This window comes from Exercitatus varius (assembly GCF_029577735.1).
Classification (GTDB): domain Bacteria; phylum Pseudomonadota; class Gammaproteobacteria; order Enterobacterales; family Pasteurellaceae; genus Exercitatus; species Exercitatus varius.
In genome coordinates, this window is sequence record NZ_JARQTO010000002.1 from 31,317 (window position 1) to 57,424 (window position 26,108).

26 protein-coding genes are annotated in these 26,108 nt (G+C 48.0%); 13 read left to right on the top strand and 13 right to left on the bottom strand.

Going from position 1 to position 26,108, the window contains the following annotated elements:
* Positions 1-86 precede the first annotated feature (86 nt).
* From rpmH to yidC, 4 genes are read left to right on the top strand one after another with little or no spacing between them, the layout of a single operon-like run.
* Positions 87-221 (top strand): 50S ribosomal protein L34, encoded by a 135-nt coding sequence (rpmH, locus tag P7M01_RS02745; RefSeq protein WP_317475568.1) that lies wholly within the window; start codon positions 87-89, stop codon positions 219-221.
* A 13-nt stretch (positions 222-234) separates the two neighbouring features.
* Positions 235-609: a ribonuclease P protein component gene (rnpA, locus tag P7M01_RS02750; RefSeq protein ID WP_202936788.1), complete on the top strand. Its 375-nt coding sequence runs from the start codon at positions 235-237 to the stop codon at positions 607-609.
* Positions 564-830 (top strand): membrane protein insertion efficiency factor YidD, encoded by a 267-nt coding sequence (gene yidD, locus P7M01_RS02755; protein ID WP_202936789.1) that lies wholly within the window; start codon positions 564-566, stop codon positions 828-830. Before rnpA ends, yidD begins: the two co-directional genes overlap by 46 nt.
* Positions 827-2,440, top strand: coding sequence for a membrane protein insertase YidC (gene yidC / locus P7M01_RS02760; RefSeq protein ID WP_317482947.1), 1,614 nt, complete (start codon positions 827-829; stop codon positions 2,438-2,440). The genes yidD and yidC overlap by 4 nt, the downstream gene beginning before the upstream one ends.
* Before the next feature lie 104 nt (positions 2,441-2,544).
* On the opposite strand, the gene P7M01_RS02765 is transcribed toward yidC, so the two are convergent.
* Positions 2,545-3,036 (bottom strand): YajQ family cyclic di-GMP-binding protein, encoded by a 492-nt coding sequence (locus P7M01_RS02765; protein ID WP_317477620.1) that lies wholly within the window; start codon positions 3,034-3,036, stop codon positions 2,545-2,547.
* Positions 3,037-3,053: 17 nt separating this feature from the next.
* Positions 3,054-3,995, bottom strand: coding sequence for a phosphoserine phosphatase (serB, locus tag P7M01_RS02770; RefSeq protein ID WP_317480652.1), 942 nt, complete (start codon positions 3,993-3,995; stop codon positions 3,054-3,056).
* A gap of 76 nt (positions 3,996-4,071) precedes the next feature.
* Between serB and P7M01_RS02775 the strand changes: the two genes are divergently transcribed.
* Entirely contained in the window at positions 4,072-4,743 is a 672-nt protein-coding gene (locus P7M01_RS02775; protein ID WP_317480651.1) for a YtjB family periplasmic protein, read from the top strand.
* Positions 4,744-4,789: 46 nt separating this feature from the next.
* On the opposite strand, the gene rpsT is transcribed toward P7M01_RS02775, so the two are convergent.
* A complete protein-coding gene (gene rpsT, locus P7M01_RS02780; protein ID WP_202936794.1) occupies positions 4,790-5,053 on the bottom strand; it encodes a 30S ribosomal protein S20 in 264 nt (87 codons plus the stop codon).
* 222 nt (positions 5,054-5,275) lie between these two features.
* On the opposite strand from rpsT, the gene murJ reads away from it, so the two are divergent.
* On the top strand, positions 5,276-6,850 hold the full coding sequence (gene murJ, locus P7M01_RS02785; RefSeq protein WP_317475572.1) for a murein biosynthesis integral membrane protein MurJ: 1,575 nt from the start codon (positions 5,276-5,278) through the stop codon (positions 6,848-6,850).
* 87 nt (positions 6,851-6,937) lie between these two features.
* On the opposite strand, the gene cysK is transcribed toward murJ, so the two are convergent.
* Together cysK and efp are read right to left on the bottom strand one after the other, a co-directional pair.
* On the bottom strand, positions 6,938-7,888 hold the full coding sequence (cysK, locus tag P7M01_RS02790; protein ID WP_317475573.1) for a cysteine synthase A: 951 nt from the start codon (positions 7,886-7,888) through the stop codon (positions 6,938-6,940).
* A gap of 250 nt (positions 7,889-8,138) precedes the next feature.
* On the bottom strand, positions 8,139-8,705 hold the full coding sequence (gene efp / locus P7M01_RS02795; protein ID WP_317477623.1) for an elongation factor P: 567 nt from the start codon (positions 8,703-8,705) through the stop codon (positions 8,139-8,141).
* Between the two features lie 31 nt (positions 8,706-8,736).
* On the opposite strand from efp, the gene epmB reads away from it, so the two are divergent.
* The 3 genes from epmB to P7M01_RS02810 all read left to right on the top strand — a co-directional run bounded on the left by epmB (position 8,737) and on the right by P7M01_RS02810 (position 11,691).
* Positions 8,737-9,759, top strand: coding sequence for an EF-P beta-lysylation protein EpmB (gene epmB, locus P7M01_RS02800; protein WP_317482948.1), 1,023 nt, complete (start codon positions 8,737-8,739; stop codon positions 9,757-9,759).
* 187 nt (positions 9,760-9,946) lie between these two features.
* Entirely contained in the window at positions 9,947-11,290 is a 1,344-nt protein-coding gene (locus P7M01_RS02805; protein ID WP_317486322.1) for a LysM-like peptidoglycan-binding domain-containing protein, read from the top strand.
* Between the two features lie 11 nt (positions 11,291-11,301).
* Positions 11,302-11,691: an opacity-associated protein OapB gene (locus P7M01_RS02810; protein ID WP_317482950.1), complete on the top strand. Its 390-nt coding sequence runs from the start codon at positions 11,302-11,304 to the stop codon at positions 11,689-11,691.
* Positions 11,692-11,810: 119 nt separating this feature from the next.
* On the opposite strand, the gene P7M01_RS02815 is transcribed toward P7M01_RS02810, so the two are convergent.
* Together P7M01_RS02815 and P7M01_RS02820 are read right to left on the bottom strand one after the other, a co-directional pair.
* Positions 11,811-13,211 carry a multicopper oxidase domain-containing protein gene (locus P7M01_RS02815; RefSeq protein ID WP_202936801.1) on the bottom strand — a complete coding sequence of 467 codons (1,401 nt, stop codon included), beginning with the start codon at positions 13,209-13,211 and terminating at the stop codon, positions 11,811-11,813.
* 3 nt (positions 13,212-13,214) lie between these two features.
* Positions 13,215-13,940, bottom strand: a complete 726-nt coding sequence (locus P7M01_RS02820) for a 1-acylglycerol-3-phosphate O-acyltransferase (RefSeq protein WP_317475576.1) — start codon at positions 13,938-13,940, stop codon at positions 13,215-13,217.
* Positions 13,941-14,051: 111 nt separating this feature from the next.
* Between P7M01_RS02820 and lpxH the strand changes: the two genes are divergently transcribed.
* Positions 14,052-14,759, top strand: a complete 708-nt coding sequence (gene lpxH / locus P7M01_RS02825) for a UDP-2,3-diacylglucosamine diphosphatase (RefSeq protein WP_317475577.1) — start codon at positions 14,052-14,054, stop codon at positions 14,757-14,759.
* 44 nt (positions 14,760-14,803) lie between these two features.
* Here the strand turns inward: lpxH and cysZ are convergent, their stop codons facing one another.
* Positions 14,804-15,661 (bottom strand): sulfate transporter CysZ, encoded by an 858-nt coding sequence (cysZ, locus tag P7M01_RS02830; RefSeq protein ID WP_317482951.1) that lies wholly within the window; start codon positions 15,659-15,661, stop codon positions 14,804-14,806.
* Between the two features lie 165 nt (positions 15,662-15,826).
* Between cysZ and zipA the strand changes: the two genes are divergently transcribed.
* Both zipA and ligA read left to right on the top strand, forming a co-directional pair.
* Positions 15,827-16,867 (top strand): cell division protein ZipA, encoded by a 1,041-nt coding sequence (gene zipA, locus P7M01_RS02835; RefSeq protein ID WP_317482952.1) that lies wholly within the window; start codon positions 15,827-15,829, stop codon positions 16,865-16,867.
* An 82-nt stretch (positions 16,868-16,949) separates the two neighbouring features.
* Positions 16,950-18,968: an NAD-dependent DNA ligase LigA gene (ligA, locus tag P7M01_RS02840; RefSeq protein ID WP_317482953.1), complete on the top strand. Its 2,019-nt coding sequence runs from the start codon at positions 16,950-16,952 to the stop codon at positions 18,966-18,968.
* Positions 18,969-19,044: 76 nt separating this feature from the next.
* Here ligA and P7M01_RS02845 read toward each other — a convergent pair whose 3' ends face one another.
* The 5 genes from P7M01_RS02845 to nanQ all read right to left on the bottom strand — a co-directional run bounded on the left by P7M01_RS02845 (position 19,045) and on the right by nanQ (position 23,635).
* On the bottom strand, positions 19,045-19,173 hold the full coding sequence (locus tag P7M01_RS02845) for an entericidin A/B family lipoprotein (protein WP_317475580.1): 129 nt from the start codon (positions 19,171-19,173) through the stop codon (positions 19,045-19,047).
* A gap of 77 nt (positions 19,174-19,250) precedes the next feature.
* Complete coding sequence (locus P7M01_RS02850) at positions 19,251-19,853, bottom strand: thymidine kinase (RefSeq protein WP_317482954.1); 603 nt, start codon at positions 19,851-19,853, stop codon at positions 19,251-19,253.
* Positions 19,854-19,886: 33 nt separating this feature from the next.
* Positions 19,887-20,624 carry a 23S rRNA (guanosine(2251)-2'-O)-methyltransferase RlmB gene (rlmB, locus tag P7M01_RS02855; RefSeq protein WP_202936808.1) on the bottom strand — a complete coding sequence of 246 codons (738 nt, stop codon included), beginning with the start codon at positions 20,622-20,624 and terminating at the stop codon, positions 19,887-19,889.
* Between the two features lie 44 nt (positions 20,625-20,668).
* Positions 20,669-23,026 carry a ribonuclease R gene (rnr, locus tag P7M01_RS02860; protein ID WP_202937792.1) on the bottom strand — a complete coding sequence of 786 codons (2,358 nt, stop codon included), beginning with the start codon at positions 23,024-23,026 and terminating at the stop codon, positions 20,669-20,671.
* Between the two features lie 132 nt (positions 23,027-23,158).
* Positions 23,159-23,635, bottom strand: coding sequence for an N-acetylneuraminate anomerase (gene nanQ, locus P7M01_RS02865; protein ID WP_317482955.1), 477 nt, complete (start codon positions 23,633-23,635; stop codon positions 23,159-23,161).
* Between the two features lie 269 nt (positions 23,636-23,904).
* On the opposite strand from nanQ, the gene pnp reads away from it, so the two are divergent.
* On the top strand, positions 23,905-26,028 hold the full coding sequence (pnp, locus tag P7M01_RS02870) for a polyribonucleotide nucleotidyltransferase (protein WP_317482956.1): 2,124 nt from the start codon (positions 23,905-23,907) through the stop codon (positions 26,026-26,028).
* Positions 26,029-26,108 lie beyond the last annotated feature (80 nt).

Below are 26,108 nucleotides of genomic sequence, written 5' to 3' on the forward strand. Positions count from 1 at the left end.
GTTTTCAAGTAATAGTTTTGTTCGCTTTGGCTTTCAGTGCGAATAAAGCGATCAATGCAATAACTTTTGATTTAGGTAGATTTAATATGAAACGTACATTTCAACCATCTGTATTAAAACGTAGCCGTACTCACGGTTTCCGTGCTCGTATGGCGACTAAAAGCGGTCGTCAGGTTTTAGCCCGTCGTCGCGCTAAAGGTCGTAAAGTTTTATCGGCTTAATTATTAATCTCGCGTGATTAAGCAAAGTCTGAACTTTCATCGGGGGCTACGTTTGTTAGCCCCTGAGCATTTTAAGCACGTCTTTCAGAATCCTCAACGCGCTTCGACTCCCGAAGTCACTATTCTTGCTCGCCCCAATTCGGTCGGAAATCCTCGTTTAGGATTAACCGTCGCTAAAAAACATTTAAAACGCGCTCATGATCGTAATCGTATCAAACGATTGTGTCGCGAAAGCTTTCGGCTTTTGCAGCATGAATTGCCGAATTATGATTTTGTAATTGTGGCGAAAGCGGGGATCGGTAAATTAGACAATCCGGAATTTACGGCAAATTTGGCTAAATTATGGCAACGTCACATTCGCTTGGCGAAAAAGTCCTCATCAAGCTGATCCGTTTTTATCAGATCGTTATCAGTCCGCTGATCGGACCGCGTTGTCGGTTTGTACCGACCTGTTCCTGTTACGGTTTAGAAGCGATAAAAACTCACGGAGCAGCAAGAGGTGCTTGGCTTACGCTTAAACGTATATTAAAATGTCACCCTTTGAATGCGGGTGGTTACGATCCAGTGCCGCCTAAATCTGACAATCACTCCAAAGAGAACAAAAAATGAATTCCAGCCGTAGCTTATTAGCGCTCGCTTTACTTTTTATTTCGTTCCTGGTTTATCAGCAATGGGAAATGGACAAAGCGCCAAAACCCGTTGTTCAGGAAACAAGGGTTTCGCAATCCGATACGCCGAACAGTTCGTCAACTTCAACTTCTGCGGTGGACAGCCAGGCAAAAGGCCGTGTGATTACTTTGCAGAATGATGTATTCCGTCTGAAAGTGGATACGCTCGGTGGTGACGTGATCGAAAGCGAATTGTTAAATTATGCGCAAGAATTAAACAGTGAAAAACGTTTCACCTTATTGGAAAACCAAAACGGCACCACTTATATCGCACAAAGCGGTTTAGTGGGTAAGAACGGTATCGACAGCGCGGCAGGACGTGCGGATTATCAGGTTGACGGCGACAATTTCGTGTTAGCCGACGGTCAGGACGAATTAAGCGTACCCTTTACCTTTGAAAAAGACGGCGTGACTTATCGCAAAATCTTCGTATTAAAACGCGGTTCTTACGATATCGGGGTGAATTATGAAATTCGCAACCAAAGCGGTGAAGCGATTGAAGTTCAGCCTTACGGTCAGTTAAAACATACGTTGGTGGAAAGTTCCGGCAGCATGGCCATGCCGACTTATACCGGCGGCGCTTATTCCTCTTCGGAAACCAATTACAAAAAATATAGTTTTGATGATATGAAGAGCGCCAATCTTTCGATTGACACTAAAGCCGGTTGGGTCGCCGTATTGCAGCACTATTTCGTGTCCGCCTGGATTCCGAACCAGGATGCGGATAATCAGCTTTATACCAGTACCAATAACGGCATGGGTTTCATCGGTTTTCGCGGTCCGGCGGTAACGGTTCCGGCAGGCGCGACGGAAACGTTGAAAACTTCCCTTTGGACCGGTCCGAAACTGCAAAACCAAATGGGTAAAGTGGCCGAACATTTAGACTTAACCGTGGATTACGGTTGGGCGTGGTTCATAGCCAAACCGTTGTTTGCCTTATTAACCTTTATTCAAAGCATAGTCAGCAACTGGGGCTTGGCGATTATCGGGGTAACCTTGGTGGTGAAAGCCATTTTGTATCCGTTAACCAAAGCACAATACACTTCCATGGCTAAAATGCGTATGTTGCAGCCTAAATTGCAGGAAATGCGCGAACGTTTCGGCGATGATCGTCAGCGGATGAGCCAGGAAATGATGAAGCTTTATAAAGAAGAAAAAGTCAATCCGTTAGGCGGTTGTTTGCCGTTATTAATCCAAATGCCGATTTTCATCGCATTATATTGGACGTTTATGGAAGCGGTGGAATTGCGTCATGCGCCGTTCTTCGGCTGGATTCAGGATTTATCGGCTCAGGATCCGTACTACATTCTGCCGTTGCTCATGGGCGCTTCCATGTTCCTGTTGCAAAAATTATCCCCGACTCCGGTGGCGGATCCGATGCAGCAAAAAGTGATGAATTTTATGCCGGTGATCTTTACCGTGTTCTTTCTCTGGTTCCCGGCGGGCCTGGTGTTGTATTGGTTGGTGTCAAACGTCATCACTATCATTCAACAACAATTAATCTATCGCGGATTAGAGAAAAAAGGGCTGCATTCCCGTAAATCCAAATAACCGATAAAATAAAAGGCATCGAAAGATGCCTTTTTTGTTGTAAATTTTGCAGCGGTTGTAAATCAAAAAACTTTGCATTTTTTGCCCGCACTTTTAGGCTGAAATCAGTCGCGGAAATTATTGAACTGGAACGGTTGACCGAGTTCCGCGCCTTTTACTAATTGAATTACGGCTTGTAAATCGTCACGGGATTTGCCCGTTACACGCACTTGATCGCCCTGAATCTGAGTTTGCACTTTTAATTTGCTGTCTTTAATGAGCTTGGTGATTTTTTTCGCCGTTTCGGTTTCGATGCCTTGTTTTAGCTTCACTTCTTTTGAATAGAGTTTACCGTGATGCTCGCTTTCGCCCGGAATATCCAGCGAGGTGCTGTCGATACCGCGTTTCACGCAGGCGCCGATTAAGATTTCGATTAACTGTTCCAATTGGAAATCCGATTCGGTGGTGAGTTTTACGGTTTCGTTTTTTTCATTTAATTCGATGACCGCTTCCACGCCGCGAAAATCATAACGCGAAGTTAAAACGCGATTGGCGTTTTCGACGGCGTTATTCACTTCGTGCATGGCGATTTCCGATACGATGTCAAATGATGGCATGATCTTTCTCCTTATCTTTAATTTTTAAGCCGTTGGACTTTATCATTGGCGCTGAGCAAGCAGAGCAGCCCGGTTAAGTCCGCAAAGTTTACCATAACCTGCGCTTGTTGTTGAACTTTCGGCTTGGCATGGAATGCGGCGCCTAAATCCGCCGCCGACATCATGACTAAATCGTTGGCGCCGTCACCGATGGCGACGGTATTTTGTAAATCGACGCCGAATTCCTGCGCCAACAATTTCAAGGTATTCGCTTTGTATTGAGCATGCACAATGTCGCCCTTGAGACGGCCGGTCAATTTGCCGTCGATAATTTCAAACTGATTGGACACCGCGGCATCGAGCGCCAGCATTTCTTTCAGATAATCGGCGAAATAAGTAAAACCGCCGGATGCAATCGCTACTTTCCAGTTTTGTTGTTTCAGCGCGGCAACGGTTTCCCGTAATCCTTCCATTAACGGCAGCCGTTCGCGAACCCGGCTCAAAATCTGTTCCGACGCGCCTTTTAGCGTGGCGACCCGGCGGCGTAAACTTTGTTCAAAATCCAATTCGCCGCGCATGGCCGCGGCGGTAATGGCGGATACTTCATTGCCGGTGCCCGCCAGTTTGGCGATTTCGTCAATGCATTCAATTTTAATTGCCGTGCTATCCATATCCATGACTAACAAGCCGGGTTGACTTAACCGTACGTTAAAATCAATTAAGGCGGCGTCTAACCGTAATGCGTGGGCATATTCCACATAACGGCGTTCGAACCGCCCCTGTAGCAGAACGACCGTATTTTCGCCGATGCGCCAGCAATCAAAAATCACAAAATTTCGCCCGCACTTTTCCTGAAAATCCGCCAGTTCGGGTAAATTTAATGCGGTGCCGAATAAAATGAAATAATCTTTTCCGTTGTCGGTTTGCCCGGGTAAAAGTGCGGTCGGAAACGGCGAATATTTTTGCGTAATGCTTTGCATGGGATTCCTGTAGATTTGATCCTGTAATTTTAGAAGTGGTACAATCATACATATTCTCAAATTTTAGGTAAAGAATTTGCAGCTTATTAAAGAAAAAATCCTGAAATCGGCGCTGCTTACGGCGATTATCCTGTTATGCGCAGCGGTGATGGCGCTGATTTTATTCGGCGTTAAACAATTTCAGACGGGCTCTCAGCTGGCGGGTGTGAATCAAGTGGCGAATCTGTCGCATTTGTTGGTTCGTCAGCAAACCAATTTGTTTTCGATGTTGCTGCAAAGTAATGCGAACAGCGAAAAGTTAACGGAAAGCCTGGATAAACTGATCAATGATGATGTAGTGCTGGACGCTTCGCTGTACGCCAATAACGGCGAATTGCTGGCGCAAAGTACGGCGTCGCAGAATCTTCGCCGGCGCTTGGGTTTGGGGCAGGATGAAAATGATCGCGTGCAGCAGATCGTAGAACCGATTTATGCGGAAAATTCGGTAATCGGTTTTTTACGCGTCAGCTTCGACGCTAAATACGGGCAGGCGACGAAAAGTAAAGTGAGCCAGCTGTTCCACCATCTTTACGGTGAATTGATTATCGTTTTTTTGGTCGGCGTATTATTGGCAAGTTCGGTACATTATTTCCTGGGGCATTACCGGCGTATTCATCGCCGCAACCATGACCCGGCGGAAGGAATCGTAAAACCGGTCAAATCGACGGTAAACAGTTATCATCGTCGCCGTCGCTCATGGCGCCGATAATAAAAAACCGCACAAAAGTGCGGTCAATTTTTTAGCTGTTTCTAAATTATGCTAATTTTTTAATCTGAGCGGATAATTTAGATTTGTGATTCGCCGCTTTATTTGCGTGAATTAAGCCTTTAGACGCCATACGGTCTACCACTTTTTGCATTTCTACGAAGGCGGCTTGCGCTGCTGATTTTTCACCTGTCGCGACTGCTGCATATACTTTTTTGATGTATGTACGCATCATTGAACGTTGACTTGCGTTGTGTTGACGGCGTTTTTCAGATTGAACCGCACGTTTTTTTGCTGACTTGATATTAGCCAAGGTCAAACTCCTACGAATTTCTGTTAAATATGATTTAAAAATTTGTTGATTTTCGGTGAGACACAACCGAATGTTTCCACCGTTTTAGGGTGTCGCATTAAGCCATTCGCGACGAGATCAACGATGTGGGCGAGATTTTAGCAGTTTTTTTCATTGGAATATAGCTTAAAAATTAAATTTCTATAAAATTAACGCAATTTTTATTGTTAACGGAATGCTATTTTGAGTAAACGACTTTTAAAATCGAGCCTGCTGGTGAGCATTATGACATTGCTTTCCCGCGTATTGGGGTTAATACGGGATGTGGTGATCGCCAACATTATCGGAGCCGGAGTGGCGGCGGATGTGTTTTTATTTGCCAATCGCATTCCCAATTTTTTACGCCGACTGTTTGCGGAAGGGGCGTTTTCCCAGGCGTTCGTTCCGGTTTTGGCGGAATATCAGAAAGCCGGCGATTTAAACAAAACCCGGGAATTTATCGCCAAAGTGTCGGGGACCTTGGGCGGGCTGGTTTCCGTCGTTACATTATTCGCCATGATCGGATCGCCGGTGGTCGCCGCCGTGTTCGGGACGGGTTGGTTTGTGGACTGGCTGAACGACGGCCCTAATGCGGCGAAATTCACTCAGGCTTCGTTGTTGCTGAAAATTACTTTTCCTTATTTATGGTTTATCACGTTTGTGGCGTTATCCGGCGCGGTGCTGAACACGCTGGGCAAGTTCGGCGTGATGTCTTTTTCGCCGGTGTTGCTGAATATTGCCATGATTGCCACCGCACTTTTATTGGCGCCGCGCATGGATAATCCGGATTTGGCGCTTGCCATCGGGATTTTTATCGGCGGTTTACTACAGTTTTTATTCCAACTGCCGTTTCTGAAACAGGCAAAGTTGTTGGTTAAGCCGAAATGGGCTTGGAACGACGAAGGCGTGAAGAAAATCCGTACTCTGATGATTCCCGCATTATTCGGCGTGTCCGTCAGTCAAATTAATTTATTATTGGATACTTTTATCGCCAGTTTTTTGATGACGGGTTCTATCAGCTGGCTGTATTATTCCGATCGTTTGCTGGAGTTTCCTCTCGGCTTGTTCGGTATCGCCATTTCCACCGTAATTTTGCCGACATTGGCGCGCCAGCACGCCAATCGCACGGATAATGTGACGCAGAGTACGACGGATTTTCGTCAAACCATGGATTGGGGCGTTCGTATGATTTTGTTGTTGGGCGTGCCCGCGACCGTCGGTATTGCCGTATTGGCGCAACCCATGCTGTTAACGCTGTTTATGCGCGGACAGTTTACGCTGACCGATGTGCAGGCGACTTCATACGCGCTATGGGCGATTAATGCCGGTTTGTTGAGTTTTATGCTGATTAAAATTCTGGCGAACGGCTATTATGCCCGGCAGGATACGAAAACGCCGGTGAAAATCGGGATTATTGCCATGGTGAGCAACATGGCGTTTAATCTTCTGGCTATTCCGTTCAGTTATGTGGGATTGGCCATAGCGTCCGCCATGTCGGCGACCTTGAACGCTTATTTGCTTTATCGCGGATTGGCAAAGCGCGACGTTTATCGTTTCAGTCGGCAAAGTGCGGTCTTTTTTTTGAAAGTTTTATTGGCGGCGGGGTTAATGGGCGCTCTGATTTGGCATTTCAGCCCGAATCTTGAAGAATGGCATGCCATGAAATTTTTGACTCGCGTGCATTGGCTGGCATGGTTGCTTGGTTTGGCTGCCGTCAGTTATGCGGTCGGGCTGTTGTTGTTCGGCGTGCGGAAACATCATTTACTGGTGCGCGGTTAAGCGCAATAATGCGAAAAAGTGCGGTCAAATTTTAAAAAGATTTTTTAAATTTGACCGCACTTTTTAATTGGTAGAATCAGACACGGATTAAGCGGCGATACCTTCAAACAGCGCCGTACTTAAGTAACGCTCCGAAGCGGAAGGTAAAATGACCACGATAAGTTTATCGGCAAATTCCGGCAGTTTCGCCAAACGATCCGCGGCGGCGACCGCTGCGCCGGACGAAATGCCCGCCAGAATTCCTTCTTCCGCCATTAAACGACGGGCCGTCGCGATAGCTTCGTCGCTGGTTACGGTTTCCACCCGATCGATTAAGCTTAAATCCAGGTTTTTAGGAATAAAGCCGGCGCCGATACCCTGAATTTTGTGCGGACCCGGTTTCGGTTCTTCGCCTTTCAGGGTTTGCGTAATCACCGGACTTTCCGCCGGTTCCACCGCAACCGCAGTGATTTGTTTGCCTTTGTCCAGTTTAATAGCGCGACTGATACCGGTAATTGTGCCGCCGGTACCGACGCCGGCCACCACAACATCCACTTTTCCTTCCGTATCTTCCCAAATTTCAGGGCCGGTGGTTTGTTGGTGGATTGCCGGATTAGCCGGGTTTTCAAATTGTTTTAACATGATATAACGGTTCGGATCGCTTGCCACGATTTCTTCCGCTTTGGCAATCGCGCCTTTCATGCCTTTTGCGCCTTCGGTGAGCACAAGATTTACGCCCAAGCCGCGTAATAAACGTTTACGTTCGGTGCTCATGGTTTCCGGCATGGTTAAAGTAATTTTGTAACCGCGCGCCGCCGCTACGTAAGCCAGAGCAATCCCCGTATTACCGCTGGTGGCGTCAACAATTTCTTTGCCTTTGGTTAAGGTGCCGTCTTTTTCTGCCTGCCAAACCATATTCGCACCGATACGGCATTTTACGCTGAAACTCGGATTGCGCCCCTCGATTTTAACGACCACGTTGCCGTTTTGACCGAAATGTTGTAAGCGCACGAGCGGGGTGTGACCGATGGAATATGAATTGTCCGCATAAATTGTCATGTGAAATCTCCTTAAAGGTGTTCTGGCTGATATTGACGATATTTTTAGCACAGCTACTTATAGAAAAAAAAGATTTATTTGATCTATTTTATAACGAAACGCTATTAATATTTACCCGCTTTTCTGTGTGTCGTCAAAGAAAAACAGGCAAAAAAGAAGGGAGATTACAATAAAAGTGCGGGCGATTTTTTACATGTTTTTGATGTAAAAATACCCGCTTAAAAGCGGGCATTAAACGGGAATATTTTGATTATTTTACGCGGGATACGTATTCGCCTGAGCGGGTGTCCACTTTGATGACTTCGCCGATTTGGATGAAAAGCGGTACGCGGACAACGGCGCCGGTGCTTAATGTAGCCGGTTTGCCGCCGGTGCCGGCGGTGTCGCCTTTAAGGCCCGGATCGGTGTCGACCACTTCTAATTCGACAAAGTTCGGCGGAGTAATGGAAATCGGAGAACCGTTCCATAAGGTTACGATACATTCCGCCTGGTCTAACAACCATTTTTCCGCATCGCCGATCGCTTTGGCGTCCGCCGAATATTGTTCGAAAGTTTCAGGATGCATGAAATACCAGAACGCTTCGTCTTTGTAGGAGTAGTTCAGGTTTAAATCCATAACGTCCGCCGCTTCAACCGAAGTTCCGGATTTGAAGTTTACGTCTAACACTTTTCCGGAAATTAATTTACGAATACGGGTACGGGTGAACGCTTGACCTTTCCCCGGTTTAACGAATTCGTTTTCAACGATGACGCAAGGTTCACCGTCGTGCATAAATTTTAGACCTGGTTTGAAGTCAGTGGTAGTATATGAAGCCATATTATCCTCAATTTTAGAGCTTATTTAGAAAGTGCATATTTTAACCCAAAATATCCTCGTTAGAGAAGAACCAAAACAAGAAAATTGGCTGGAAATTCTGGCAAACGCGGTTTCTGATCCCACCGAACTGTTAAAAATATTGAATTTATCCGGACAATTTCACGAACGGGATTTCGCCGCCCGTAAACTTTTTGGCGTGCGCGTGCCCATGCCGTTTATTGCAAAAATGGAAAAAGGCAACCCGCGGGATCCGTTATTGTTGCAAGTCATGGCATCTCATCAGGAATTTTTATATGCGGAAGGATTCAGTAAAGATCCGTTGGAAGAACAAAAAATGGCGGCGCCCAATATTCTGCATAAATATCGTAACCGATTGTTATTTATGGTAAAAAATTCTTGCGCAGTGAACTGCCGTTATTGTTTCAGAAGGCACTTTCCTTATAATCGGAGTGCGGGAAATAAAGCCAACTGGCGTAAAGCAACGGAATATATTGCGGCAAATCCGCAAATCGAAGAAGTGATTTTTTCCGGCGGTGATCCGTTAATGGCGAAAGATCACGAGCTGGATTGGCTGATTAAACAACTGGAAAATATTCCGCATTTGCAGCGTTTGCGGATTCATTCCCGTTTGCCGGTGGTGATTCCGCAACGGGTGACGCCGGCGTTGTGCGAAACGCTGAAAAATACGCGGCTGAAAACCGTGCTGGTGACGCATATCAATCATCCCAACGAAATTGACGACGCGCTGGCCCGGGCGATGGCGAAATTAAAACAAGCGCAGGTCGTATTATTGAATCAGTCCGTGCTCCTGAAAAATGTGAATGACGACGCCATGATTTTGAAAACGCTGAGCGACAAATTATTTGAAACCGGGATCTTGCCTTATTATCTGCACCTTTTGGATAAAGTGGAAGGCGCCGCTCATTTTTACGTACCGGATGAAAGTGCGGTCGAAATTTATCGAGATTTTCAGGCGCTGACCTCCGGTTATCTGGTGCCGAAATTGGCGCGGGAAATTGCAAATGAACCGAATAAAACTTTGTATTCGGGTTAGGGATCCGATAAAATAGCCCTAATTTTGACCGCACTTTTCAGGTGCATGATTTCAGTCTTTAATGCCGAGGTATATCGTGGAAAATACGCCCAAAAATGATTCGAGCAATCAGAACGAATTGGATTTAGGTCTCAATTCAAATGAACCGGTTACGCCGAGAAGAACGACGACAAACGAGACGTCTTTTTTGAATAAATTTTTCAAGAAAAAAGAAACGGCGACCAATCCGTTTGCCGAGCGTCGCGAGCCGACTTTTGGGATGGGTAATACTAATACGACGATCAGTTCCGGAGATGTGGTGAAATCCGTTGCGGCCTCCATGAATAACAATCCGACGAATTACGGTGCAAACAACATTAACCCGCAACAACCGACGGCTGCGCCGAATAATCCGGCGCAAGATCATCATACGGCAGCAACTTATTCCGCGTTCGAAAATCGTCAACAAGAAGCGGCGCCGGCGCAAAACAACGATTCTCTTCAAACGGAAACCGCAAATTATGCCGAAGCGCCCGCTGAAAGCGAAAAACCGGCAACGGCGAAGCGTTCCATTAAAAATCCGGAAGATTGGAAAGTGATGCAAAAATTACCGCACAAACACCGTCGTTTGTTTATCGCCATTGCGGCTGCGGTGATTATTTTAGCGGCGTTATTGCTGTTAAAGCCGCGTTCTTCCGAAACGGTGGAAGATTTCCAGGCGAACAATAACGGCAATGCGATGCCGATTGAATTCCAATCGTTAGATCCGAACAAACCGTTGGAAAATGCGGAAGCGGCGAGTGCCAATAATGTTGAACCGTCTCCGTCTCAGGACGTAAACGGGCAAACCGGTGATGTTCTACCGAACGAACAAGCGGCTTCCGGTGTAACCGGAGCGGTATCCGCCGCGGCGGGTGCGGCGGAATCTCGCGCGCAAAATATGGCAAATCAGTCAGCCGAATCGGGAACCGCCGCGAATATGCCGGCCGCCGCCGGAAATACGGCGACAACGGCAAATACGACGTCGGCAGCCAATCCACCGGCAACTCCGGATAATCAGGCTCAATTGAAAGCGGCGGAACAGGCGCGTTTAGAAAAAGCCCGCGAAGCACAGCGTAAAGCGGAACAACAAGCGCAAGCGGCGAAATTAAAAGCCGAGCAACAAGCAAAAGAGAAAGCCCGCTTGGCACAGCAACAGGCGCAGGCAAAAGCCCAGACTGCGGCAAAAGACAAAACACCTGTCGTCGATGCAAAACCGGCGGGAACTAAAACGGAAGCGGCGCAATCTAAATCTGCAGGCGGTTCGTCAAAAACCTTGACTGTTCCGTCAGGCACATCACTGTTCCAGGTTTTCCGTACCAACGGATTGGATATTCGTGATGCGAATGCGATGACTAAAGCAGCCGGCGCAAGTAACGTATTAAGTAGCTTTAAAGCGAATGATAAAGTCCAGGTTGCGACCAATAGTGAAGGTCGGGTAAGTACCATGCGTTTATCTGACGGTTCGGTCTTCACTCGTCAGTCAGACGGTACTTATAAATACAGCAAATAAGGAAAACGACCGTGAAAACGACCGCACTTTTTCTGTTCACATTACTTCTGGCGGGATGTTCCCATAATATTCTCCCTCTGCCCGTTGAGTCAAAACCGAAACCGCCAACCGCGGTATTAGACAAAACCAAGCAAACCGGAGCCGCCATTCGTTATGTTTGCAAAGACGATAAAGAAGTGCGGGTCGTGCGCGAGAAGGTTTTGAACAGAAAATCGGCGAAAAACATGGAAGCCATTTATCTGACTTTCGGGCAATCGACGGAAAAATTAAAATCTACCGTGTCTGAAAGCGGAAAAGTGTATACCAATATTCATTTGCGCTGGATAGAGCGAGTGGGCGGCGCGAATACGCTGACAAACAGCGTCGGTGTGGTTTTGGCGGATGTTTGTGTGGCGCAGTAAGCCCGTTTTACCGATAAAAGTGCGGTCAAAAAAACGAGAGTTTTTTTAATTTATAGAGAAAGTTGAAAACCTGTAAAAAAGGAGCTTTAAGCTCCTTTTTTCATTCGACGGTGGCACGATTATTGCACCACAATCAATCCCAGCGCACCTTTGTCCGCCTGCATTAAATCCGCCGAACCGAAAATAAACGGTTGGGAATTAGAGGCCGAATTATCGAATTTAACCAGGATTTTCGCGGTTTTGTCGAACCATAAGGTATCCTGCCATACCAGTTCGTTGCCCGGCGTTGCAACGTCATCTCGGCTTTCCACTACAAATTTTGCCCCTTGAATGCGGAATCCCATGGCGTTAGCGGCGCTTAGCGTCCAGCGTTCTACCGAACCCTGTTTGGCGTTGACATCAATTCGGCGCGGATCGAAGCGTTTACTGTTGATCATGGCGTTTTCCGTATCGAAATGGAACGTGCGCTCTTGTGCGATTTGACTCGGCATGGCGGCCGTCACGCTAGGGCGATAACTCGGTTTTCCGTTGAATACGGACAGTAACCCTTCCGGACGCAGTTCCAATACTCTGTTATCCGCCAATTCGCCGTTATCATTGAAAAACAGCTCGACTTTGTCGATAAAAGATCGTTTTTTGCCCGCAAGCAGCGACACGTTGCCGCCTTCGTTTAAATCCACCAGAATTTCAATCCGTTCGCCCGTGCCGACAAATACGGATTTAACGGTTTTGGCTTCGGGCAGGAAACCCTGATCTTTGGCAATCAGCAAAAATTCCCGTTCATCGTCAAACTGCAAAGAATAACCGCGCGACACGGAGGCGTTCAGAATACGCAGGCGAATCCAGCCGCGTCCCACATTGATGAATGGCGCCTCTTGTCCGTTGACAAACAGGCGATCACCGTAAAAGTGCGGTTCGTTTTGCTGAAATAATTGGGCGCCTTCTTGGTTCAGGTGTAAATCCTGCAGAATCAGCGGAATATCGTTAACGCCGTATTTATTCGGTAATTGCGCCTGACGGCTTTCGTCGTCTTCAATAATCCACATGCCCACTAAGCCGCGATAGTTCTGATAAGCGGAACTTGCCAGCGAACAGGAATGATAATAACAGGTGGCGGCGGTTTGGCTAATCGGCACGATCGGCGACCAGCTTTGTTGCGGTTTCAGACTGTGTCCGATCCCGCCCAGAATATCGCTGTTGGTTTGCAGCCCCTGAATATTCATCGCGACGGCCTGGGGCAGGTTATTGCGGTAATTTAATTTGACAAAGTCGCCTTTACGCACCCGCACGGTCGGGCCGAGATATTGTCCGTTGAACCCCCAGACCTCGACCAATTGGTTATCGACCAGTCTGATTTGTGTACTTTCAAAGCCCAGAAAGACGGGTTTACCGCGGCGGCTTTCGAGCAGCGGCGGAATAACCAGCGGTTGGTTTGTTGCCGCCAGTAAAGGGGCGGGCAGGGCCGAAAATGCGGTGGCAATCAGCGTTTTTTTGAACAAAAATCGGCGAGAATAATCCATAATTTATTCCTTTGCTTGCGCAATTTCCGCATCTAATTCGGCAATGCGTTTTTTCATCACATCATGGCAGTACTCGGCAAATTCACGCACGTTTTCTTTACTGAATCGGCTGGAATCGATGGGATCCATAATTTCGCAAATCACTTTGCCGTTGTCCCAGCGGTTTAAATCTATTTTGTTGTGAGTGGTGGAACAAATAACCGGCACCACCGGCACGCCGGCGATTAACGCGGTATAAAACGCACCGGTTTTAAACGGCAGCAATCCGCGGCCGCGGCTGCGCGTGCCTTCCGGAAACATAAAAATACTCAAATCGTCTTCATTGATGTGTTGCGCGACACGCGTCATTGTGCTGTGTGCTTTGCTGCGATTTTCACGGTCAATAAAAATGTTGCCCGTCGCCCAATACAAAATGCCGAAAAAAGGCACCCAAATCAGGCTTTTTTTGCCCACCGAAACCGTACGCGGCATCACCATATAAGAAATCGTCACCATATCGTAATTGTTTTGGTGATTACCGATATAAATACAACGTCCCACTTTATCCGCATCTTTGGGAAAACGGTGTTCCACTTTTAATCCGAACAAAGGCGACAAACGCCCGAACCAGCGCGCCATGACGCCGACGTTATTCGGGTTTTTAAAGCGAATGAGAGAATAAACGGTGCCGATCAGGCAAATCAGAATACAACAGATAACAACGAGGATGATACGACAGATTTTTAACATAAATTGGCGTCCTTTTGGAAATTTGGTAAAGTATAGCGAAATTAGCGGGTATTTTCTATTTTTAATCGGTTTTTCCCGTTGTTTTTCCGCGTTATTCAATCAGGATTTTTCATGCATAAAACCTATTTTATCGCCGATTTACATCTCTCGGAAACTCGTCCGAATTTGACCGCACTTTTCGTGGATTTTATGCGGCATCGCGCGCCCGAAGCGGATGCGGTGTATATTCTGGGCGATTTATTCGATTTCTGGATTGGCGACGATGAACGTTCGCCGTTGATTGATACGGTGAAACACGAAATTCGCGAGGTGGTGAAACAGGGCGTACCTTGTTATTTTATTCACGGTAATCGCGATTTTTTATTGGGCGAACGCTTTGCCGCCGATTGCGGTTTGCAATTGTTGCCGGAGTATCAGGTGATTGATTTATACGGCGAGCCGACTTTGCTTTGTCACGGCGATACGCTTTGTACCGATGATCTTGACTATCAGGCGTTTCGTCGCAAAGTGCATCAGCCCTGGCTGCAATGGTTGTTCCGCCGTTTGCCGTTAAAAGTGCGGTTAAAAATCGCACGGAATATTCGGGCGAAAAGCCTTCAGGATAAGCAAAGCAAAAGCCGGGCGATGATGGATGTGAATGCTGAATTCACCCGACGGATGTTTGATCGGTTTCAGGTGAAACGTTTGATTCACGGGCATACGCACCGGCAAAATATTCACCAAATTCCACCGCACTTTGAACGCATTGTCTTGGGCGATTGGGGAGACAAGGCCTCCATTTTGGAAGTAACTCCGCAGCGTATCCGGTTTCAACAATAAAAAAAGCCCGCGTTCAGGCGGGCTTTTTTCCGTTTGTGGATGCGTTATTTGGAAATCACGTCGTTGCCGGCACTCGGTTTGATGTCCGTTCCCGCGGCGTTCCGTTGTTCGGGTGAAAGTGCGGTAGAATTTTGCGTTGTTTTATATTGTTTCGGGTTATACAGTTCGCGCCGATAAGTATCCACCCACATTGCGGTTGCGCCGCATACCGCCACCGGAATGACCACCAAATTAATCACCGGGGTGAAGGTGCAAAGCGTGATCAACGAACCGAAAATCAGACTTTGCGTGCGGTTTTCCTTCAACTTGACGCGCATGGTTAGAAAAGAAATTTTATGGTTATCGAAAGGATAATCGCAATATTGAATCGCCATCATCCATGCCCCGAACAGGAAGGCCGCAATCGGCACGGCGGTTTGCCCGAGAATGGGCATAAAACCTAATAAAAACAAAGCGATATAAATGGGAACGCTATACACCAGTTTCTGCCATTCTCGCGCCAGCATGCGCGGAATATCTTTTATGAAATCCGCGATGTTTGTGTCCAGCAACACTTCGCCCGTCAGCATTTTTTCGACTTTTTCAGCCAGTAAACCGTTAAACGGCGCGGCGATAAAGCCGGATAACATGGCGAAAGAGAAGTAGAACAAAATGAGAATCATGGCGAGGGAAGTGACGAACATAACGGAACTTAACCAATCCAGCCAGTTCGGTAAAAAGCTCATAATCCAGTCAATCATGCCACGGATTTGAGTGACGAAAATCCACAGCAGCCCAATCATTAACACAATATTGAGCAAGATCGGCATAACCACGAAACGGCGTAATCCGGGCTGAGTGATTAAATGCCAGCCGGTAACAAAGTAATGAAAACCCGACTTTACTTCATTTTCTGCAATCATTTTTATCCTTTTTTCTTCAGTGAAACCGCTATTAAGGTACGGTTAAAAAATGCAAATTTCAAGATCCACAAATCCGTTAAATATGGTAAGCTAACAGCAATTTTGAAACTGTTCTTACATCCCTCGGGGTGAATGGTTAGGCTGTCAAAAAAAGGAAAAGTTGCAATGGATTTAAATACCATCTTAATTATTTTAGGTATTCTTGCCCTGATAGGCTTAGTGGCTCACGGTATTTGGTCGAACCGTCGCGAAAGATCGCAATATTTTGATAACGAGAATGCCTTTCATCGCAATCCTCAATCTAGCGGACGACCGAGTGCGCAAACTTCACAGCCTATGACGCCGAATTTTGCCCAGCCGGCGAAAGAAACGGAACAAATTCGCCAGACTTATCAGGAACCGCAGGTTCGTCAAACGTCGTCTCCGTCCGTTCAACAGCCGCAAACGACAACGCAAGCGATACCGGAAAATCATACGGAACCCGACATTGCTTCCGTTCAATCGGAACAGCAAACTCTCAATTTTGACACCGCAGAAAAAATTAAAATTACCTTGCCGAATACGGATACCACAGCGGGCGCCGCACAACCCGTGCATTACGAATATCATGCGGAGCCTTCTTCGGCGGTTAACCGTCAGGCTCCTCAAACAGCGGCGCAGGAGGCGGTTTATCCGGAACATGCCGCGGTGCCGGATATGCAGGTTTCGTTGCAACAACCATCGGCCGTGAGTCCGATTTCGCAGCCGACTTTGCAACAGCCGGTGAGCGACGGCCAGACTTATCAACATTCACAACCCGTCGCCGCCGAACCGACGGATTTCATCATGCTTTACGTGGTGGCGCCGGAAAACCGCCGGTTCCACGGTACTTCGCTGGCGCAGGCGCTGGATAATTTAGGTTTCATTTTCGGACAAGGTAATATTTATCATCGTCATCTGGATTTAACCGTCGCTAGCCCTGTGATTTTCAGTGTGGCGAACATTAACCAGCCGGGCACGTTTAATCCGCATGAAATGCAGGATTTCGCTACTGTGGGTGTGGCATTATTCATGCAGTTGCCGGTTGCCGGAAATCCGCGCGCCAATCTGAAAATGATGATCCAATCGGCAAAAAATCTTGCCGCACAGCTGGGCGGATTCGTGTTAACCGAACAGCAGGAAGAATTTGACGTAATGGCGGAAGCCGCATATTTAGCCCGCGTATAGCGGCAAAAAACGAATCAAAAAACGACCGCACTTTGCGACCGTTCGGGTTGAAAGTGCGGTTTATTTTGCCAGAGATTTTAAAATGACCGATATTCAAAACCAAATCAATCAGTTACGTAAAACTTTACGACATCATGAATACCAATATCATGTGTTGGATAACCCTGAAATTCCGGACAGTGAATATGATCGCTTATTCCATCAGTTGAAAGCGCTGGAACAGCAACATCCCGAACTTATCACCGCCGATTCGCCGACACAGCGGGTCGGAGCCAAGCCGTCGGCGGGATTTGCCCAGATTACTCATGAATTGCCGATGTTATCGCTGGATAATGCGTTTTCCGATGAGGAAATTTATGCATTTATGAAGCGAATTCAGGATCGCCTGATGAGTTTACCGGATAATCTGGAGTTTTGTTGCGAACCGAAGCTGGACGGTTTAGCCGTCAGTATTTTGTATGAAAACGGCGTGTTGGTGCAGGCGGCAACCCGTGGTGACGGCATGACAGGCGAAGATATTACGCTGAACATTCGGACCGTTCGTAATATTCCGCTGCAGTTGCTGACGGACAATCCGCCCGCTCGTCTTGAAGTGCGGGGCGAAGTGTTTATGCCGCAGGCGGGATTCGACAAACTGAATGAGGAGGCATTGGCAAAAGGCGAGAAAACCTTTGCTAATCCGCGCAATGCGGCGGCGGGCTCGTTGCGTCAGCTCGATCCGAAAATTACCAGTCAACGTCCGTTGGTATTCAATGCGTACAGTATCGGTATTACGCAAGGCGCGGATTTACCGCCGACCCATTATGAACGCCTGCAATGGCTGAAATCCGTCGGCATTCCGGTTAATTCTGAGATTCGTTTGTGCAACGGAACGGAAGAAGTGCTGAAGTTTTATCGTGCTATTCAGGCAAAACGCCCGAATTTGGGTTATGACATTGACGGCACCGTGGTGAAAGTGAATGCAATCTCATTGCAGGAACGCCTCGGTTTTATTTCCAAGGCGCCGCGTTGGGCGATAGCCTATAAATTTCCGGCGCAGGAAGAAATGACGGTGCTGAACGATGTGGAATTTCAGGTCGGGCGTACCGGCGCCATCACGCCGGTAGCGAAACTGGAACCGGTTTTTGTAGCGGGCGTGACGGTCAGTAATGCCACATTACATAACGGCGATGAAATTGCGCGCTTAGATATCGCCATTGGCGATACGGTCGTGATCCGTCGAGCCGGCGATGTGATTCCGCAAATTATCGGCGTAGTACATGATCGCCGTCCGGCAAACGCCAAACCGATCATATTTCCCACCCATTGCCCGGTGTGTCATTCCGCCATTGTGCGTATTGAAGGCGAAGCGGTGGCGCGTTGTACCGGAGGTCTGTTCTGTGATGCACAACGGAAGGAATCGTTGAAGCATTTTGTTTCCCGTCGGGCGATGGACATTGACGGCGTGGGCGCGAAGTTAATCGAACAATTGGTGGATCGAGAATTGATTCATACGCCGGCGGATCTGTTCAAACTGGATTTAACCACTTTAATGCGACTTGATCGCATGGGCGAAAAATCCGCACAAAAAGCGTTGGACAGTCTGGAAAAAGCCAAGAAAACCACCCTTGCCCGCTTTATTTTTGCCCTTGGCATTCGTGAAGTCGGCGAAGCGACGGCATTAAATCTGGCAAATTTCTTCAAAAATCTGACCGCACTTCAGACCGCCGATTTAGAGCGGTTGCAAACGGTGTCCGATGTGGGCGAAGTGGTGGCTAACCGCATTTATGTGTTCTGGCGCGAACAGCATAATATCGATGTGGTGAATGACCTGATTGCACAAGGCGTACATTGGGACGACGTGGAAGAAAAAGAAGCGGATGAAAATCCGTTTAAACAGAAAACCGTAGTGCTAACGGGCACTTTAAGCCGAATGGGGCGTAACGAAGCCAAGGCTTTGCTCCAGCAAATGGGCGCCAAAGTGGCGGGCAGCGTATCCGCTAAAACCCATATTGTGATTGCGGGAGAGTCCGCCGGTTCCAAGTTAACCAAGGCGCAGGAACTGGGCGTGGCGGTGATGAGCGAAGAAGAATTTCTGGCGATAGCGAATAATTTTTCCTGATCGGATTGAAAGCGGATAAAACAAAAGTGCGGTAAAAAAACGTTTAATTTTTTTACCGCACTTTTCGTATGAACGATTAATTGACGATTTGTTCCATTTTTTCACCGGCGCTTTGAATGTCTTTGCCCACGCCTTTGGTGGTTTCGCATGCCGTTAAGGTGAAAAGAAATGCGCCCGCAACGAATAATGAAATCAATTTTTTCATGGTTTATACCCCTTATTTTATGTTAGATTAACGGCGCTATTTTACTCAATATCGCCGGAAGCTAAAAGGATTTTATTTTAATCCTCGGATTGCCGCTTATGCAGTTTTCCCATTTTCTGTTTGAAATGGCGACGACACAAGGATAAATAGCGATCGTTGCCGCCGATTTGAATCTGTTCGCCGTCTTTAACCACTTCGCCGCGTTCGTTGAGTCGCACCACAAAATTTGCCTTACGTCCGCATTCGCAAATGGTTTTAAGCTCTTCCAGCTGATCCGCCCAGGCCAGCAAATATTGGCTGCCTTCGAATAAATTACCTTGGAAATCCGTGCGAATACCGTAACAAAGTACGGGAATATTCAGCTCGTCCACCACGTCGGAAAGTTGATACACCTGTTCTTTGGTTAGAAATTGCGCTTCGTCCAACAACACGCAACTTAGTTTTTCCGCGCGGTGGTGAGCCTCAATTTCCCGGCGGAAATCGGTTTCGGCATTAAACAAATGCGCCTGCGCGCTGATCCCGATGCGGGATGTGATTTTCCCCGCGCCGAAACGATCGTCAATGGCGGCGGTGTAAAGCATGACGTTCATGGCGCGTTCGCGGTAGTTATAGGCGGACTGCAGCAAAGTGGTGGATTTGCCGGCATTCATGGTGGAATAATAAAAATAAAGTTTTGCCATTTTTACGCTATTGATGAACGGACGATATTTCAACTAAGCCAGACGTTGGCGTACGATTTCAAACAGGCAGACGCCGGCGGCGACGGAAACGTTCAACGAAGAGACGCTGCCCGCCATCGGAATGCTGATGAGCTGGTCGCAGCATTCGCGGGTTAGACGGCGCATTCCGTCGCCTTCCGCGCCCATCACTAAGGCCAGCGAACCGGTCAGCCGGGTTTGGTAAAGGGTTTCTGTGGCTTCACCCGCCGTGCCGACCACCCAGACGTTATGAGATTGCTGAATATCGCGCAGCGTTCGCGCCAGATTGGTGACGCGGATTAACGGTAAAACTTCCGCCGCACCGCAAGCCACTTTACGGGCGATTGACGTGAGCTGTGCCGATTTGTCTTTAGGAACAATCACGGCGTCCACTCCCGCCGCATCCGCTGTGCGCAGACAGGCGCCTAAATTGTGAGGATCGGTAACACCGTCCAGCACCAGCAATAACGGATTCGGCTTGCCGTTTAGGATCTTCTCGAGATCGGCTTCATTCAGCTCTTTTGCCGGTTGCACCCGTGCAATAATGCCCTGATGGACTTCGCCCTGCGCCTTGTTATCCATGGTTTGACGGTTTAAAAATTGTACCGAAACGCCCAATTCGTGCAGTTCGTTTAATAACGGCTGAAGTCGTTTGTCATCGCGGCCTTTAAGGGCATAAACCTCGATCACCCGCTCCGGCGTGCGTTCGAGAAAAGATTTTACGGCGTGAATGCCGTAGATATTGTCGGACATGTCATTTCCTTTTTGTTATAGCCTGCCGTCTGCAAGCGAACATATTATTTTTTCTTCGTCTTTGCGCCGGAGGCTTTTTTACCGAAAACCTTGGAATTTTTTCCCGCACTTTTTTCTTTTTTCAGCTTGCCTTTGCTTTTAGGCTCGGAAAGTGCGGTCAATTTTGCCCGAGTTTTTGCGGTTTTGCCCGGACGGCGCGGTTGACGTTCGCTGGAGACTAACGAGAAATCCACCTGACGGTTTTCCAGATTCGCCGCTTCCACCCGCACGCGCACTTTATCGCCCAAACGATACAGCATGCCGCTGTTCTCGCCGATTAAACGCTGTCCGGCGCCGTCATATTGGTAGTAATCGTTGTCCAGCGTGGAAACGTGCACTAAGCCGTCGATGAACAAATCGTCCAGCCGCACGAACAGCCCGAAACTGGTGACGGAAGAAATAATGCCGTCGAATTCTTCGCCGATATGATCCTGCATGTATTCGCATTTCAGCCAGTCGGAGACTTCCCGCGTGGCGTCGTCGGCGCGGCGTTCCGTCATGGAACAATGTTCGCCCAGTTCCGCCATTTCGTCCGCGTTGTAATGATAACCGCCGGTTTCTGTGTTGCGGCGAGTGCCGCCTTTCGCTTTGGCAAGTAAATATTTGATACCGCGGTGCAGGGTTAAATCCGGATAACGACGGATCGGCGAAGTGAAATGGGCGTATTCGTCCAACGCCAATCCGAAGTGCCCGATGTTATCCGGTTCGTACATAGCTTGACTGAGCGAGCGTAACAGCATGGTTTGAATCAGTTCGGCGTCGGGGCGTTCTTTCACTTGATTCAGCAATTGCGCGTAATCGTTGGTGCTCGGCTTGGCGCCGCCGCCTAAAGACAAGCCCAATTCTGCCAAAAAGGCGCGAAAAGCCGTGAGTTTTTCTTCGCTCGGCCCGGCGTGAATCCGGTACAAGGCCGGTTCTTCGTGGCGTTCCATAAAATTTGCCGCCGAAATGTTGGCTAAAATCATACATTCTTCGATGATTTTATGCGCGTCGTTGCGTTCCACCGCTTCAATGCGATCGATTCGTCCCATTTCGTTGAAAATAAATTTGCTTTCGACGGTTTCGAAATCAATGGCACCCCGTTTATGACGGGCGGCGAGCAGCGCTTTGTACATGGCGTGCAACTCTTCGATATGCGGGACTAAGGCGGCATAACGATGGCGTAATTCTTCGTCGCCTTCCAGAATTTTCGCTACTTTGGTGTAGGTTAAGCGGGCGTGGGAATTCATCACCGCTTCGTAGAATTGATAACCTTTCAGCAGACCTTTTTCGTTGATTTGCATTTCGCATACCATACACAAACGATCCACCTGCGGATTAAGGGAACACAAGCCGTTAGATAAAATTTCCGGCAACATCGGCACGACGCGGTTCGGAAAATAAACCGAATTGCCGCGGTTGCGCGCTTCGCCGTCTAACGCCGTGCGTAAGCGTACGTAATAACTGACGTCGGCAATGGCAACCCATAAACGCCAGCCTTTTTTTTCTTTGCGGCAGTAGACGGCGTCGTCGAAATCGCGGGCGTCTTCGCCGTCAATGGTCACTAACGGCAGATCGCATAAATTAATGCGCCCCGCTTTCGCTTCCGGCGGCACTTCTTCGGTAAATTTTTTGATGTATTTTTCTACCGCAGGCGGGAACACATGAGGAATATCATGGTTACGCAGAGCGATTTCCACCTCCATGCCTTTTGCCATGTTATCGCCTAAAATTTCGGTGACAGCGCCTACGGGCTGGCTGAAATTCGCAGTGCGCGGTTTCAATTCCACCACGACCACCTGCCCCATACGCGCGCCTTTGCGATCTTCGTTCGGCACCAGAATATCCCGCGCAATGCGGCTATCGTCCGGCACGACATAACCGATTCCGTCCTCCAGGAAAAAACGACCGACAATTTGTTTTTTGCGATTTTCCAGCACACGTACGATACGCACTTCCTGGCGCCCTTTACGGTCCAGCACGGTGGGTTGAGCAAGCACAAAATCGCCGTGCATCACACGTTGCATTTGAGCGTTGGGAATGAATAAATCTTTTTTATCCGTCCGGCCTTCAACCTGCAGAAAACCGTAACCGTCTCGATGTCCGATCACCGTACCTTTGAGTAAATCCATTTTTTCCGGCAACGCATAACATTTTCGTTTGGTAAATACCAACTGGCCGTCGTTTTCCATGGCGCGTAAACGGCGGCGCACCGCTTCCGTGCGTTCGTCGTCTTTAATGCCGAAAATGGTCAGCAATTCCTCGCGGCTTACGGGGCGGTTTTGTTCGCGGATAATTTGCAGAATAAATTCGCGACTCGGAATCGGATTGTCGTATTTCGCCTGTTCTTTTTGATAATTCGGATCAAGATGAATCGAATCCATAAGTGCGGTCGGTTTTTTTGCCGTTTTTTTGCGTGGCATGAGATTTTCCTCGTTGGAAATGAATGAAGTAAGTTTGACAGCTTGAGCGGGTTAAAGCAAGAAAAATCCCAGCGGATGCCGGGATTGAGAAGGTTACAGCAATTCTACCGGAATTTTCACCACCAGCTTTTTGATGGCGCCGCTTTTTGTGCCGACGTTGCAGCAGGGTTTGTGCGGTTCGTAAGGCAGAAACACCGCAAACATTTTAGGGCGTAAAATCACCGCGCTTTTGCATTCGATGTCTTTGCCCGGCAAAGTCAGTTGATAATCGCTTTCTTCGTTGTAGGGCTCGTAATCCGCCAAATCGGGAACGGTAACGCCGAATTCCATTTTTTCTTCGCCGGAAATCAACACCTGAATATCGAGATATTTGCGGTGAATTTCCGATTTGCGAGCTTCGGCGGGTTCGCTTTCCACTTCCATTACGTTCATGAAAATATTGTCGGTAATATCATGACGGCCGCTTTCCAGCGCGGCTAAATCCAGGGTGTTCAGATAATCGCAGGTTTGCGCAATCACTTGCGGTAAACCGCGTTTGAAATCCGCTCGGGTTAAGTCGCCGAATAACATAAAAAACTCCTCCGTTTTTGACCGCACTTTGCGGCGGTTAGAGGGCGAGTGTAATACGCAAAAGAGGAAAGAACAAGTATTTGCAAATAAAATTACCAATCGCGCTAAAAGGCGAGTATAATATGCCAGTTTTGTTTTCCGTATTAGCGTGCGGCTACTAAAAAGGCGTTCGGATTCGCATTCAAGTGCGGTCGATTTTGAGCGTGTTTTTAATAGTCGCAATTTGGAAGATGAAACGCTTAACTTATTTATTTTAAAAGGAAAAAAGTGTGAATCCGATTGTAAAACAATTTAAATACGGTCAACATACCGTAACGTTGGAAACGGGCGCCATTGCGCGTCAGGCTACTGCCGCAGTAATGGCAAGCATGGACGACACAACGGTCTTTGTTACCGTCGTGGCTAAAAAAGACGTGAAAGAAGGGCAGGATTTCTTCCCGTTAACCGTGAATTACCAGGAACGTACTTATGCGGCGGGTAAAATCCCCGGCGGTTTCTTCAAACGTGAAGGCCGTCCTTCCGAAGGCGAAACCTTAATTGCGCGTTTAATCGATCGTCCGATTCGTCCGTTGTTCCCGGAAGGTTTCCTGAACGAAATTCAAATCGTCGCGACCGTGGTTTCCGTGAATCCGCAAATCACGCCGGATTTAGTGGCGATGATCGGTGCTTCCGCCGCGCTTTCATTATCCGGCGTACCGTTTAACGGTCCTATCGGTGCGGCGCGCGTCGGTTTTATCAACGATCAGTTCGTATTAAACCCGACCATGGCGGAACAAAAACAAAGCCGTTTGGATTTAGTGGTTGCCGGTACGGATAAAGCCGTGTTAATGGTGGAATCCGAAGCGGATATTTTAACCGAAGAACAAATGCTGGCGGCGGTGGTGTTCGGTCATCAACAGCAACAGGTTGTGGTTGAAGCCATTAAAGAGTTCGCGAAAGAAGCGGGTAAACCGCGTTGGGATTGGGTTGCGCCTGAACCGGACACGGCATTAATCAACAAAGTGAAAGAAATTGCCGAAAGCCGTTTGGGTGATGCTTACCGCATCACGGAAAAACAAGTGCGTTACGAACAAATCGACGCCATCAAAGCGGACGTGATTGCGCAAATTACTGCGGAAAACGAAGAAGTAAGCGAAGGAAAAATCGTTGATATTTTCACCGCACTTGAAAGCCAAATCGTGCGCGGACGTATTATTGCCGGCGAACCGCGTATTGACGGTCGTACCGTTGATACCGTGCGCGCTTTGGACATTTGCACCGGCGTGTTACCGCGGACTCACGGTTCCGCCATTTTCACCCGCGGTGAAACTCAGGCTCTGGCTGTGGCAACATTGGGTACCGAACGTGACGCACAAATTATCGATGAATTAACCGGCGAACGTGCGGATCATTTCTTATTCCACTATAACTTCCCTCCGTATTCCGTGGGTGAAACCGGTATGATCGGCTCACCGAAACGTCGTGAAATCGGTCACGGTCGTTTAGCGAAGCGCGGTGTGGCGGCCGTTATGCCAGGTATTACCGAATTCCCGTATGTGGTGCGCGTCGTTTCCGAAATCACCGAATCTAACGGTTCTTCTTCCATGGCTTCCGTATGCGGCGCTTCGCTTGCCTTAATGGATGCCGGCGTGCCGATTAAATCCGCAGTGGCGGGTATCGCTATGGGCTTAGTGAAAGAAGAAGACAAATTCGTCGTACTTTCGGATATCTTAGGTGATGAAGATCACTTAGGCGATATGGACTTTAAAGTGGCGGGGACTCGCACCGGTGTGACCGCATTGCAAATGGATATCAAAATTGAAGGGATTACCCCGGAAATTATGCAAATCGCCTTGAACCAGGCGAAAAGTGCGCGTATGCATATTTTAGGCGTGATGGAACAAGCGATTCCGGCGCCGCGCGCAGAAATTTCCGAATATGCGCCGCGCATTTACACCATGAAAATTGATCCGAAGAAAATCAAAGACGTGATTGGTAAAGGCGGTGCGACAATTCGTGCATTAACCGAAGAAACCGGCACGTCTATCGATATTGACGATGACGGTACGGTGAAAATCGCTGCTGTTGACGGTAACGCAGTAAAAACCGTGATGGCGCGTATTGAAGATATTACCGCCGAAGTGGAAGCGGGAGCGGTTTACCAAGGAAAAGTGACCCGTCTTGCGGATTTCGGCGCTTTCGTGGCTATCCTCGGTAACAAAGAAGGTTTGGTCCATATTTCTCAAATTGCGGAAGAGCGCGTTGAGAAAGTGACCGATTACCTGTCTGTCGGTCAGGAGGTCACCGTGAAAGTGGTGGAAATCGATCGTCAGGGTCGTATCCGTTTAACAATGAAGGATTTAGCGCCAAAAGCGGGAACAGCAGACGCGCAAAACGACTTCGTTGAAGAATAATTTGTAAAATTCGACCGCACTTTGGTAAGTTAAGGCAAAGTGCGGTTGTATTTTCGAATTTTTTATCCTAAGGCATTTCT

Coding starts and splice junctions, on each gene's coding strand:
- rpmH (WP_317475568.1), top strand. CDS start 87: ATGAAACGTACATTTCAACCATCTGTATTAAAACGTAGCCGTACTCAC.
- yidD (WP_202936789.1), top strand. CDS start 564: ATGGCAACGTCACATTCGCTTGGCGAAAAAGTCCTCATCAAGCTGATC.
- yidC (WP_317482947.1), top strand. CDS start 827: ATGAATTCCAGCCGTAGCTTATTAGCGCTCGCTTTACTTTTTATTTCG.
- P7M01_RS02765 (WP_317477620.1), bottom strand. CDS start 3,036: ATGCCATCATTTGACATCGTATCGGAAATCGCCATGCACGAAGTGAAT.
- serB (WP_317480652.1), bottom strand. CDS start 3,995: ATGCAAAGCATTACGCAAAAATATTCGCCGTTTCCGACCGCACTTTTA.
- cysK (WP_317475573.1), bottom strand. CDS start 7,888: ATGACAATTTATGCGGACAATTCATATTCCATCGGTCACACCCCGCTC.
- efp (WP_317477623.1), bottom strand. CDS start 8,705: ATGGCTTCATATACTACCACTGACTTCAAACCAGGTCTAAAATTTATG.
- P7M01_RS02815 (WP_202936801.1), bottom strand. CDS start 13,211: ATGGATTATTCTCGCCGATTTTTGTTCAAAAAAACGCTGATTGCCACC.
- P7M01_RS02820 (WP_317475576.1), bottom strand. CDS start 13,940: ATGTTAAAAATCTGTCGTATCATCCTCGTTGTTATCTGTTGTATTCTG.
- lpxH (WP_317475577.1), top strand. CDS start 14,052: ATGCATAAAACCTATTTTATCGCCGATTTACATCTCTCGGAAACTCGT.
- cysZ (WP_317482951.1), bottom strand. CDS start 15,661: ATGATTGCAGAAAATGAAGTAAAGTCGGGTTTTCATTACTTTGTTACC.
- zipA (WP_317482952.1), top strand. CDS start 15,827: ATGGATTTAAATACCATCTTAATTATTTTAGGTATTCTTGCCCTGATA.
- ligA (WP_317482953.1), top strand. CDS start 16,950: ATGACCGATATTCAAAACCAAATCAATCAGTTACGTAAAACTTTACGA.
- P7M01_RS02845 (WP_317475580.1), bottom strand. CDS start 19,173: ATGAAAAAATTGATTTCATTATTCGTTGCGGGCGCATTTCTTTTCACC.
- P7M01_RS02850 (WP_317482954.1), bottom strand. CDS start 19,853: ATGGCAAAACTTTATTTTTATTATTCCACCATGAATGCCGGCAAATCC.
- rlmB (WP_202936808.1), bottom strand. CDS start 20,624: ATGTCCGACAATATCTACGGCATTCACGCCGTAAAATCTTTTCTCGAA.
- rnr (WP_202937792.1), bottom strand. CDS start 23,026: ATGGATTCGATTCATCTTGATCCGAATTATCAAAAAGAACAGGCGAAA.
- nanQ (WP_317482955.1), bottom strand. CDS start 23,635: ATGTTATTCGGCGACTTAACCCGAGCGGATTTCAAACGCGGTTTACCG.